General features: G+C 70.0%; 11 protein-coding genes. 7 read left to right on the forward strand and 4 right to left on the reverse strand.

The window, feature by feature from the left end:
• Nucleotides 1-1,834: DUF4091 domain-containing protein (locus D7V93_RS28925; RefSeq protein WP_120646471.1), on the reverse strand; the 1,834-nt coding region annotated here is incomplete at its 3' end.
• A 239-nt stretch (nucleotides 1,835-2,073) separates the two neighbouring features.
• Between D7V93_RS28925 and D7V93_RS45260 the strand changes: the two genes are divergently transcribed.
• On the forward strand, nucleotides 2,074-2,241 hold the full coding sequence (locus D7V93_RS45260) for a hypothetical protein (protein ID WP_158623888.1): 168 nt from the start codon (nucleotides 2,074-2,076) through the stop codon (nucleotides 2,239-2,241).
• 43 nt (nucleotides 2,242-2,284) lie between these two features.
• Here the strand turns inward: D7V93_RS45260 and D7V93_RS28930 are convergent, their stop codons facing one another.
• On the reverse strand, nucleotides 2,285-2,959 hold the full coding sequence (locus D7V93_RS28930; protein WP_120646472.1) for an NAD(P)H-binding protein: 675 nt from the start codon (nucleotides 2,957-2,959) through the stop codon (nucleotides 2,285-2,287).
• Nucleotides 2,960-3,079: 120 nt separating this feature from the next.
• Between D7V93_RS28930 and D7V93_RS28935 the strand changes: the two genes are divergently transcribed.
• The 5 genes from D7V93_RS28935 (at nucleotide 3,080) to D7V93_RS28955 (ending at nucleotide 7,278) form a co-directional block, all read left to right on the forward strand.
• A complete protein-coding gene (locus D7V93_RS28935) occupies nucleotides 3,080-3,412 on the forward strand; it encodes a carboxymuconolactone decarboxylase family protein (protein WP_120646463.1) in 333 nt (110 codons plus the stop codon).
• Nucleotides 3,409-3,885: a (R)-mandelonitrile lyase gene (locus D7V93_RS28940; protein ID WP_120646464.1), complete on the forward strand. Its 477-nt coding sequence runs from the start codon at nucleotides 3,409-3,411 to the stop codon at nucleotides 3,883-3,885. The genes D7V93_RS28935 and D7V93_RS28940 overlap by 4 nt, the downstream gene beginning before the upstream one ends.
• A 32-nt stretch (nucleotides 3,886-3,917) precedes the next feature.
• Entirely contained in the window at nucleotides 3,918-4,877 is a 960-nt protein-coding gene (locus D7V93_RS28945; protein WP_120646465.1) for an alpha/beta fold hydrolase, read from the forward strand.
• A 418-nt stretch (nucleotides 4,878-5,295) separates the two neighbouring features.
• A complete protein-coding gene (locus D7V93_RS28950) occupies nucleotides 5,296-6,414 on the forward strand; it encodes a two-component regulator propeller domain-containing protein (RefSeq protein WP_244237577.1) in 1,119 nt (372 codons plus the stop codon).
• Between the two features lie 90 nt (nucleotides 6,415-6,504).
• Nucleotides 6,505-7,278, forward strand: coding sequence for a hypothetical protein (locus tag D7V93_RS28955; RefSeq protein WP_120646467.1), 774 nt, complete (start codon nucleotides 6,505-6,507; stop codon nucleotides 7,276-7,278).
• 7 nt (nucleotides 7,279-7,285) lie between these two features.
• Here D7V93_RS28955 and D7V93_RS28960 read toward each other — a convergent pair whose 3' ends face one another.
• Nucleotides 7,286-8,017: an SIR2 family NAD-dependent protein deacylase gene (locus D7V93_RS28960; protein ID WP_120646468.1), complete on the reverse strand. Its 732-nt coding sequence runs from the start codon at nucleotides 8,015-8,017 to the stop codon at nucleotides 7,286-7,288.
• Between the two features lie 73 nt (nucleotides 8,018-8,090).
• Between D7V93_RS28960 and msrC the strand changes: the two genes are divergently transcribed.
• Nucleotides 8,091-8,585, forward strand: a complete 495-nt coding sequence (gene msrC, locus D7V93_RS28965; RefSeq protein WP_120646469.1) for a free L-methionine (R)-S-oxide reductase MsrC — start codon at nucleotides 8,091-8,093, stop codon at nucleotides 8,583-8,585.
• Nucleotides 8,586-8,607: 22 nt separating this feature from the next.
• On the opposite strand, the gene D7V93_RS28970 is transcribed toward msrC, so the two are convergent.
• A complete protein-coding gene (locus tag D7V93_RS28970) occupies nucleotides 8,608-9,525 on the reverse strand; it encodes a pseudouridine-5'-phosphate glycosidase (protein WP_120646470.1) in 918 nt (305 codons plus the stop codon).
• Nucleotides 9,526-9,747: the final 222 nt, after the last annotated feature.

Raw genomic sequence — 9,747 nt, forward strand, 5'->3', positions numbered from 1 at the left:
CCGTGGTACAGCCGCCTGACGGCGCCCCCGTGCCGACCGTCTCCGGGTCCACGTCCGGCCTGGGCGTGGGCGCCTCCTGGAGCGGCGGTTGCTCCGTGCCCGCGTCCCACGGTGAGCCCGCGTCCGGCGGCGTGCCCGCATCGGGGGCCGGCGCCTCGCCCTCGGTCAGCTCCTGGTAGCGCTGGATGAGCCGCAGCCGCGCCGCATCGAACGCGGCGCCGTCGTCCGTCACGCGCGACGCGGCCGGAATCAGCTCCCGGGCCACCTTGCGCGCGAAGCCCGGGTCGCCCGCGTCGCTCACCGCCTTGAGCCACTCGTAGTCCTGCATGCCCTGACGGATGAGCTTCATGCGCAGGGACGCCACCGGCACGTCCGTCGTCCCGCCAATCGCGGCCGGGGTGCCCGGGTAGAACAGCGTCCCGTCACCATTGCCGTTGAAGCGGTACTGGTCCGTCCACGCCGTGGAGAGCATGCCCACCGTCTGGTAGTACAGCTCGCCCGTCGCGCCCTGGAGGAACGTCACCCACTCCATCGCCCGCGCCTTCGCCGACGAGCGGTCCAGCATGTACGACGGCCAGCCCGCCCCCGGCTTGTTCTCCGGCGCGTTGGTCCCATACGCACAGCCGTGGCTCATGCAGCTCTGATACATCCACAACTCCGTACCGGGGCGCTTCAGGAAGTTCGTGTACGTGTCACGCTGGTCGCCCCGGAAGGTGCCCTCGGTGCCGTCCAGGTGGTTCACCAGCGGAACCACCGCGTCCACCAGCCCCTCGAGGCCGTTGCGGGCCATCTCTTGCGAGTTCGTCGTCAAGAGCGTGCGCAGCCCGGGCGCCGCCTCCCGCACCAGGGCCCCGGTCGCGTGCACCTGCTCAAAGGTCGTCCCATGGGGCGGCTCGTCTCCCAACTGCACGTAGGCCCGGTCCAGCCAGCCCTTCGCCTTCATGTGCGCGGTGAAGTCCCGCAGGTTCTGCGCGTCGAGCGGGAGCGGGCCCACGTACTCCAGGCTCGTCATCCGCGCCCCAGGCAGCCGCGTGGGCGCGGTGCCGTCAAGGAACGGGCCCCACGTCGCGTCGAAGTCGCTCCACGCGGGCGGCCACGGCTTGCGAGGGAAGAGGCTGGACAACGTGAAGCGGTGCTCCAGCGCCATCTGCTGGTAGCGCGCGAGCAGCGGCTGCAGCTCCTGCGGCGTGCAGTCCTCCCGGCCCAGGTGCGCGCGGCACACGTGCGGCGGCCACAGGAGGAACGCCGACGGCAGCGAAGCCGTGCTTGGCAGCGCCGCGTCCACCACGGTCAGCCGCGCCGTCACCTGCCGCTGGAAGCCTCCGTCCGCCTCCACCGTCACCGTGCCCGTGTAGTCGCCAGGCGGCGCATCCTCCGGCACCCGCACGTCCACCCAGATGGCGCGTGCCTCGCCCGCGGGCACGTCGAAGGGGAAGGCGCTTCGCTGCTCCCCGGCGACCTCGTCCGTGTCCGGCACCAGGCCGTCCGGCCACGAGCCCACCGGCTCTCCCGCCACCGAGGCCTTCTTCGTGGTGACGAGCGCCTCGCGGTACAGCGTCACGTCCGGCCCCGTCAGTGTCGCGGGCCCCTCCAGCGCGGGCAGCCGGGCACGCACGCCCTGGAGGCCCGAATCCCCTCCATGCAGCGCCACCTGGAAGGAGACGAACTCGTTGCGCGCCGCGGTGAGCCGCACCTCGGTGGCGCTCCGGGCCGCGGTCTGCGGCCGCACCTTCACCATCAGGCCTTCGCCCCACACGGCGGGACCGGCGGCGAAGGCCGGTAGGGCCACGGACAGCGACAGCAGGGCGAGGCGCAACGGTCGAATCAAAGGCATGAAGGAAGAAACGCACTCCGGCCCCCGCCGACTTCCCACCCGGAGGACTCCTGTCGTCTGGGCGGGCAGGCAGGCGGCGGTTCCTGCTTCGAGGGGCCGCGCTGTGAGGACGAGCGGGGGCTCGACGCCTCCTCAGGGGGCAGGCAGAGGAGCGGTGACAGACCTGTGGGCGCGGGCGCGTGACAAGGGCCGGCCCCACCTTGGCGGAAGGCAGTACCACCTCACCTCAGGAGGCCCTCATGGATGAGAAGCCCAAGCCCTCTCCCCCTCCTCGCAAACGCCACGGGGACATTCTGAACGACACGCTCCGCAAGAGCGACCTGAGCGGAGAGCAGGACGCCCCGTCCCCCAAGCGCGAGGGACAGCAGCAGGAAGGCACCGAAGCGCCGCGGGAGCCGACGTCCTAGTTCCGGTCATCGAAGCGGGGCGCATCCAGACGTTCCGCGCCCCTCAGGAAGCCCCACCCGCCAGGCTGTTGATGTCCGGGTTCTCGAGCAGGCGCTTCGGGGCGCCGTGGCGGGCGGCGTGGAGCATCGCGCGCCCGACCTGCCTCGTGTCCGTCATCAGCTTCGGGAAGAGCGCCTTCAGCACGGGAGTGAGCGGCCTCATCACCGCATAGCCCACCCGGTACACCTTCGTCTGGGACTGGATCCCATCCATCGGCTGGATGATGCCCGGGCGGAACATGTAGCTGGCCTTGAAGGGCAGCTTCATCAGCGCGTTCTCCGTCTTTCCCTTCACGCGCGCCCACATGCTGCGGCCCTGCTCGGTGCTGTCGGTGCCCGTTCCCGACACGTAGATGAACGTCATGCCCGGGTTGAGCTTCACCAGCGTCCTCGCCGCCGCGAGCGTGAAGTCATACGTCACGCGGTGATAGTCCTCCTCCTTCATTCCCGCCGAGGAGACGCCCAGACAGAAGAAGCACGCGTCATAGCCGGTGAGCGCGTCCTCCACGGAGGAGAAGTCCGCGAAGTCCTTGTGCACGAGCTCGCGGAGCTTCTCGTGTTGCTGCCCCGTCGCCTTGCGCCCGACGGCGAGGACGCGCTCCACCTCCGGGTCCAGCAGGCACTCGCGCAGGACGCCCTGCCCCACCATCCCGGTCGCGCCAAAGAGAATGACTTTCATGCGGTGTCCTTCCATGGATTGAGCTTCACATTGCAAAGCGTGGCTTAACAGCCCATTCACACGACGACCTGTAGTCCTCCGCCGGGCCGGGGCGCATCCTGTTTCATAAGGAGAATGCACATGGATTCCAACAAGCCTGTGACCGCCGCGCAGAAGGCCCTCGGCGACTTCGCGCCGAAGCTGGTGGAGCTCACCGATGACGTGCTGTTCGGAGACGTCTGGGAGCGGCCCGAGCTGTCCAAGCGCGACCGCAGCTTGATCACCTGCGCGGCGCTGGTGGCGACAGGCAAGACCGAGCAGCTGTCCTTCCACTTCCCGAAGGCGATCGAAAACGGCGTGAAGCAGGCGGAGCTCGTCGAGCTCATCACCCACCTGGCGTTCTACGTCGGTTGGCCCAGCGCCATGTCGGCCATCTCGCGTGCGAAGGAGCTGTTCGGGGAGAAGCAGCCATGAAGAGCCTCCTCGCCGGCGTGCTCCTGGTGTCTTCCGCAGGGGCCGGGTGCGCTGCCCATCACGCGCAAGCAGAGCGGCTCCAGGTGATGCGCGCCGACTCGCGGCCTCCCACCCAGGGCTCGGCGGAGAACTTCACGGGGACCGCGGTGATCAAGCCCCTCTTTCCATCCAACGAGCACAGACATGCTTCGGGAGCCCACGTCACGTTCGAACCGGGCGCGCGGACCGTGTGGCATTCCCATCCGGCGGGCCAGACGCTGGTGGTGACGTCCGGTACGGGCTGGGTCCAGGAGTGGGGAGGCACGAAGCAGGAGCTCAAGCCAGGCGACGTCGTGTGGACGCCGCCCGGGATCAAGCACTGGCACGGCGCCACGGCCACGGAGGGCATGGCCCACATTGCCCTCCAGGAGCCTGTGGACGGCAAGGTCGTCGACTGGATGGACAAGGTCAGCGAAGCTCAGTACCGGAACTGAGCGCCGGTGCCCTTCCGGACCTGGGTGAACGCATGTCCGTGGCTCTTGGAGTCCTTGCTGGTGTCGCCGTCGTCGTGCTCGCCCTGCGCGCGTGGTTGATGAACCGCGAGGGCGCGCCCTGCCCGAGCGAGCCCTTCGACGGACACATCTACCGCATCGGCAAGGCGGTCATCGCCGAGCGGCGCTGCGAGCAGCCTCGCGCCACGGTCATTGGCATGCACGGCTTCGTGGCCGACATGCGCTACTTCACGCACCACTACCGGGACCCCGACCTCCAGCTCATCCTGCTGACGAGCTGCGACTACCACCTGCCCATCACCGGCCCGAGTGAGCAGCCCGCGCCCTGGGCCCGGGTGCCGGCCGAGCCGGAGGGCACCATCTCCCACGATGCCGCCGTGCTGGTGCAGGCCCTGGAGCACCTGCCGAAGACAGACCTCGTGCGCGTCCATGGACACTCGCGCGGAGGCGCCGTGGTCCTGGAGGCCGCGAGGCAGCGGCCGGACCTGTTCGAGCAGGTGGAGGTGGTGCTGGAGGCGCCCGTGCTCCCGCAGGCCCGCGCCTACCGGAGCCTGACGCGCTCGCAGCTGTGGCTGCTGCCCTTCCTCATCCCCTTGTGGCGCCTCGCGCCCATCGCCCGGCACAACAGGGGCGCCTGGGGACCGCTGGAGAACTCGCGCAAGCGAGAGCTCATCATGGCCTTCCCGTCCAACCCCAAGCGGGTGGCGACGATGGTGGCCAACCTGTTGGACATCACCGCCTGGAGCCAGAAGCACGACGCGTCCCTGTTCCGCAACGTGCGGCGCGGCACGGTGCTCGTCCCGGGGAAGGACCGGGTCCTGGAGTCGTCCTCCATGCGAGAGAGCGCCGGGCGCGCCAGGCCCGGGCTCGACGTGGTGGAGCTGGAAGGGTGCAGCCACTTCGTCCTGTGGGACCGTCCCGACGCGATGCCCGCGCTGGACCGCCCCTCCGAGCGGTCCAGCCGCAACGGCTGATTCCTGACGGTCACTGAGCGTCGGCCTGGGATTTGCGAAGGAGCCCCCGTGAATGGGGGCATGGATGGGGATACGTGCAGGTGTGGTGGGGGCGGGACTCGCGGTCATTGCTTTGCTTTCGGTGGGTTGCAACGACGAGCCCACAACAGTTGACCCGGGCGAGGAGCCGACGCCGGGTGGGTCCGAGGGAAATGAAGTTCCCACCCTCCCCCCTCCGGATTCCTCTCCCGATGGCGGCACGCTCCCACCCGGCGAAGACGGTGGGACGACGCCCGATGCCGGCGAAACGCCCGACGCGGGGACGACACCCGACGCCGGCGAGCCTCCCAACGCAGGGCCGTGGCCGGTGGACGCGGTGCTGGACTACACGCGTGCGTTTGGCGTTGGCAAACCGCAGAGCGTTGGCATCGATGAAGGGTTGAACGTCTGGCTCCTCGACGGTTATCGCATTGGCGTGCTGCGTCCCGGCGACAAGGCTCCCACGTGGACCTCCGGCGTCGGACAGGCGCGCCAGCCTTTCGGCCCGGACTCGCTCGCGACCGACTCGACGGTCATCTGCGGCGGTGAGGCCGGACGCGCGTACGTGGGGTATCGCGCCAACGAGATGAAGCGCGCGCCGGGAATCGAGCAGCGCTCGTACATCCCCGGCCCCGGTGAGGCGGGCTACACGCCCGAGCGCTACGCCGAGTACCAGAAGGGAGACCTCGATGCGGTCCGCCTCCAGCCAGACGGGAAGGTCGCGCTCGAGGAGCACCTCTGGCGCACCGTCAAATCGTCGAACGACGGCAAGCAGATTGGCATCCACAACACGAACGACTTCCACTACGAGGAGGACCGCTCCGTCCTGAACTGCGCTCGCGTGACGCGCGGCCGGGACCGAGGCGACCTCTACATCACGACGAACCACGGGGTGACGCGCATCCAGGGGCTCACCTACAACAGCCACCGTCACCCGGGCTGGTATCTCTACGAGAACGGCTCGGAGTGGGGCTCGCTGCAATGCCCGTATATGTATGGATTGGGCATCGCGCCGAATGGAGACGTCCTCGTCGCGAATGAGCAGATGCTCGGGGTGCTCGTGCCCAGCAACAAGCTGGAGGACTGGGACCGCGAGTTCACCTGGGAAGGGCCCACGCCCTGGAGCTTCAAGAGCTTCAACGAGGTGCTCAACGGGCAGGCCACCGATGACTACTGGCGCGCCTTCGAACAGGTCCGCGCGGGTCGCTACTACCTGGGGAGCGCGGAGTACGGCGTCTGGGCGATGACGCCGAAGTCCCGCTCGGCGGGGAACTGGTCGAAGCTCGCGGGGCTGCCAACGAACCGCATCCTATCGCTCAAGGCGACGGACGACGGAGCGCTCTACATCGGCACGAATGGCGCGGGCCTCTGGCGCCTGGAGCCGGACGGCACGACGCTGGCCCCCGTGCGCGACGTGGCCGGGCAGCGCGTCCTGCAGCTCGTCTACGAGCCCACCGTGACGCCCAGCATGCTGCTCGTCCTCACGGACCAGGGGCTGACCACCCTCCGGGGACCGTAGGGCCACCCTCCGCTGCGCCCCTGGCCTGAGGAGAGACAGGGGCGCGGCGCTTTGTTTCGCGGAGCTGCACGGGGCCTTATCGTCTCCTCGATGCCCCTGCTCCCCCGCCTCCAGCTCTTCGAATTCCTCGACCAGTCATGGCTGCCCGAGCTGTTGCGCCGTGGCGAGGTCGACTACCTGCGCGTCGTGCTCGACCGCGTGCGGCCCTACGACGGCGTGGCGCGACTCCTCTCGGAGCTGCTCCGCTCGTCAGGCACGGATCAGGTCGTCGACCTCTGCTCCGGCTCGGGGGGCCCGTGGCGCACCCTGCTCCCGACCCTGCAGGCAGTGCACGGCCGGGCCGAGGTGGTGCTCACCGACCTCCATCCCACCCCGGGGCTGGAGCTGCCTGCCGGCGCGACCTACCGCGACACCCCGGTCGACGCCACTCGCATCCCCGAGGAGCTGACAGGAGTGCGGACCCTCTTCGAGGCGCTGCACCACTTCCCCCCGGAGCAGGCCCGCGCCCTCCTCGCGGACGCCGCCACGCGCGGGGTCCCGTTCGCAGCCTTCGAGCTCACCCAGCGCTCGCTGCCGTACCTCCTCATCCAGTTCCTGCTCATCGTGCCCCTCGTGTGGGGCTTCACCCTGCTCATCCGCCCGGTGCGCTGGTGGCGCCTGGTCCTCACCTACCTGGTGCCCATCCTTCCCCTGCTCATCCTCTGGGATGGCGTGGTGTCGTCGCTGCGGACCTACGCTCCAGGGGACCTCGAGAGGTTGACCCAGGGGCTCGACGCCAACGGGTACAGCTGGACCAGCGGCGTCCACCGCGCGCAGGGGATGATCATCACGTACCTCATCGGGCAGCCTGGCCGTCCGCGGTGATGCAGGGTCAGGCCAGCGTCGCGAGCGAGGGCAGCACCTCGCCGCTGCGCCCCTGGACGAAGTGGTGGAAGCGCTCCGTGTTGGCGGCGGACTCGAAGTTGACGAGCCACGTGTCGCCGCGCAGGGCGCGCACCTGATCCACCAGGCCCGCCGCCGGCCACACCGCGCCGGACGTGCCCGCGGCCAGGAAGACGAGCCGGGTGCCGTCCTTGCGCGCGATGAAGTCGCCGATGCGCTCCAGGTCCTCGGAGGCGAGCGACTCCCCGAACCAGACGATGTCGGGCCGCAGCCGGCCGTTGCACTGGTCGCACCGGGGCACCGTGCCTGACGGGTGCACGGAGGCGTCGTCGAAGGGCTTCCGCCCGCAGTCCGCGCACTTGGTCCGGAAGAGGTGGCCGTGCATGGCCACCACGCGCTGGCTGCCCGCGCGCTCGTGCAGGCCGTCCACGTTCTGGGTAGCCAGGAGGAAGCGGTCGCCCAGGTGCTGCTCCCACCGCACCAGCGCGTCATGGCCTGGGTTGGGCTTCACGTCGGCCGCGCCTCCCCGGCGCTGCGAATAGAAGCGCCACACGAGCGCGGGGTCCGCGTCGAAGCCCTCGGGGGAGGCCACCGCCTCCACGGGGTGGTTCTCCCACAGGCCGTTCATGCCCCGGAAGGTGGGCACGCCGCTCTCCGCGGAGACTCCGGCACCGGTGAGCACGAGCAGACGGGTTCGCGAATCCAGGACGAGCGGTTCCACACGGCCTCCTGTGCCTGCGGGCACGAGGGTTGTTAGAAGGGGCGGGAAGAAATTCCTGACAGAGGACCCCATCATGGCGGAAGTCACCCTGGACCTGCGCGGTCAGCCGAAGACCGAGGCCTATGCCGAGCTGAAGACCCACGCCGTCGCCATCCTCGAAGGCGTGGACGACGACATCTGCGCCATGGCGACGATGAGCTGCCTGCTGCACAACGCCTTCGGCCACCTGTGGACGGGCTTCTACCGGGTGGTGACGCCCGGGAAGCTGCTGCGCGTGGGCCCCTACCAGGGGACGCTCGGGTGCCTGGAGATCACCTTCGGCAAGGGCGTGTGCGGCACGTCCGCGGCGAAGGGAGAGACGGTGGTGGTGGCGGACGTGCACGCCTTCCCGGGCCACATCACCTGCGACGGCCGCTCCGCGTCGGAGATCGTCGTGCCGGTGTTCGGCCGCAACCGCGAGCTGCTCGCCGTGCTCGACATCGACTCCGAGCACAAGAACACCTTCGACGACGTGGACCGCGCGGCGCTGGAGGACCTGGTGTCCTGGTTCCAGCACCGCGAGGCCTGAGAAGCCCCCGGCGCGGGAAGCGCTAGCGCTTCGCGAGGCGCGCGTAGGCCACGGCCAGCGCCCCCGCGAAGCGTGCGTTGTTCACGAGCAGCGCCAGGTTCGTCTTGAGGCTCTTGCCGCCGGTGCGCTTCGCCATCTCGCCCAGCAGGAACGGCGTCACGGCCTTGCCGCGCACGCCCTGCCGGTCCGCGTCCGCGAGCGCCGAGGCGATGTGCAGCTCCACGTCGTTGCGCCCGAGCGCGGCCTCCTCGGGCGGCGGCACGGTGTAGAGCACACCGCCCTGGCCCAGCAGCTCGAAGCGGGCGTGGGCGATGCGCGCGGCGGCCTCCGGGTCGTCCGCGCGGTGCTCCAGCGTGAGGCCGGACTCGCGGCTGTAGAACGACGGCAGCTCGTTCGTGCCCACGCCGATGACGGGCACGCCCGCCGTCTCCAGGAGCTCCATCGTCTTGGGTAGATCCAACACGGACTTGGCGCCCGCGCACACCACGGCGACCGGGTAGCGAGACAGCGCGGCGATGTCCTGGGAGATGTCCCAGTGCTCGGCTGCGCCCCGGTGCACACCGCCGATGCCGCCGGTGGAGAAGACGCGGATGCCGACCGCGGCGGCCAGCTCACAGGTGGCACTCACGGTGGTGCCGCCGCTGGCGCGGGTGGCCACCGCCACGGCGAGGTCGCGTGAGGCCAGCTTGAGCAGCTTCTCCTTGCCCTCGGCGAGCCGTCGCATCGCGGCGTCCTCCAGCCCCACCCAGACCTCGCCATCCACCACGGCGATGGGCGCGGGCACGGCGCCGGCGCGGCGCACGGCCTCCTCGCACGCCCGGGCGGCGGCCAGGTTTTCGGGGTACGGCAGGCCCTGCGCGACAACGCTCGTCTCCAGCGCCACCAGCGGCTGCCCGGAGTCCTTCGCGCGTCGCACCTCGTCCGAATAGCGGAAGTCCATGGGCGGGCATTTACGACACGGGCGGGCCGGCCGGACAAGCACGGGCGTGGGGAAACGTCGCCGTTGCGTCCGGAACAGTGACGCCCTATGCCCCGCCGCGTGAGCACCTCGTCGCCCGCCGTCGCAGCGCCTGCCCGCCTCCTGTCCGCGTCCGACCTGGCGATGATCGCCACCGTGGTCGTCTGGGGCACGAACTACACCCTCGTGAAGGACGCGCTGGAG

It is taken from the genome of Corallococcus llansteffanensis (assembly GCF_003612055.1).
Lineage (GTDB): Bacteria > Myxococcota > Myxococcia > Myxococcales > Myxococcaceae > Corallococcus > Corallococcus llansteffanensis.

What these genes read in the sequence shown, in the direction of transcription:
- D7V93_RS45260 (WP_158623888.1), top strand. Translation starts at nt 2,074, where the DNA reads ATGGATGAGAAGCCCAAGCCCTCTCCCCCTCCTCGCAAACGCCACGGG.
- D7V93_RS28930 (WP_120646472.1), bottom strand. Translation starts at nt 2,959, where the DNA reads ATGAAAGTCATTCTCTTTGGCGCGACCGGGATGGTGGGGCAGGGCGTC.
- D7V93_RS28935 (WP_120646463.1), top strand. Translation starts at nt 3,080, where the DNA reads ATGGATTCCAACAAGCCTGTGACCGCCGCGCAGAAGGCCCTCGGCGAC.
- D7V93_RS28940 (WP_120646464.1), top strand. Translation starts at nt 3,409, where the DNA reads ATGAAGAGCCTCCTCGCCGGCGTGCTCCTGGTGTCTTCCGCAGGGGCC.
- D7V93_RS28945 (WP_120646465.1), top strand. Translation starts at nt 3,918, where the DNA reads ATGTCCGTGGCTCTTGGAGTCCTTGCTGGTGTCGCCGTCGTCGTGCTC.
- D7V93_RS28955 (WP_120646467.1), top strand. Translation starts at nt 6,505, where the DNA reads ATGCCCCTGCTCCCCCGCCTCCAGCTCTTCGAATTCCTCGACCAGTCA.
- msrC (WP_120646469.1), top strand. Translation starts at nt 8,091, where the DNA reads ATGGCGGAAGTCACCCTGGACCTGCGCGGTCAGCCGAAGACCGAGGCC.
- D7V93_RS28970 (WP_120646470.1), bottom strand. Translation starts at nt 9,525, where the DNA reads ATGGACTTCCGCTATTCGGACGAGGTGCGACGCGCGAAGGACTCCGGG.